This window comes from Streptococcus sp. 1055 (assembly GCF_013276815.1).
In the GTDB taxonomy this organism is placed as follows: Bacteria; Bacillota; Bacilli; order Lactobacillales; family Streptococcaceae; genus Streptococcus; species Streptococcus pseudopneumoniae.
In genome coordinates this window covers 1-700 of sequence record NZ_VMLT01000177.1, presented here as the reverse complement: position 1 = coordinate 700, position 700 = coordinate 1, and the positions used below count along the sequence as shown (strand labels likewise).

The window sequence follows — 700 nt, the reverse complement described above, 5'->3', positions numbered from 1 at the left end:
CAAATCCCGATTTAACGAGATGTTTGGGGAAAATAAAATATTTGAAAGCATTGATAACTTATTTGATATTATAGATGGTGATAGGGGCAAAAATTATCCTAAATCAGATGAGTTGTTTAGTGAGGAGTACTGTTTATTTTTAAATACAAAGAATGTTACTAAAAACGGATTTTCATTCGATACAAAGCAATTTATCACTAAAACAAAGGATAAATTACTTCGAAAAGGCAAACTTGAGCGTTATGATATAGTCTTGACAACAAGAGGTACTGTTGGAAATGTAGCGTACTACGATGAATTAATAAAATATAAACATTTACGTATAAATTCAGGTATGGTAATATTACGTCCCAAGACACCAAATCTAAATCAGAAATTTATTATCCATGTTTTAAGGAATAATAATTATAGTCGAGTGATATCAGGAAGTGCTCAGCCTCAGTTACCAATTACAAAATTAAAAAAAATACTTCTCCCCCTCCCCCCACTAGCCCTCCAAAATGAGTTCGCAGATTTTGTAGCCCAGGTCGACAAATCACAATTGGCAATCCAAAAATCTCTGGAAGAACTTGAAATTTTGAAGAAATCTCTGATGCAGGAGTATTTTGGCTGATATTCTGCCATTGTAATTACGGTAATGATTTGTTATAATCCCGACTTTATCACTTAAAAAATACAAAAGGGCAGCTAACCCCTTGCG

1 protein-coding gene is annotated in these 700 nt (G+C 33.1%); it reads left to right on the top strand.

Annotation, left to right across the window (positions count from 1 at the left end):
* Positions 1-613: restriction endonuclease subunit S (locus HT699_RS11485; protein ID WP_240149902.1), on the top strand; the 613-nt coding region annotated here is incomplete at its 5' end.
* Positions 614-700 lie beyond the last annotated feature (87 nt).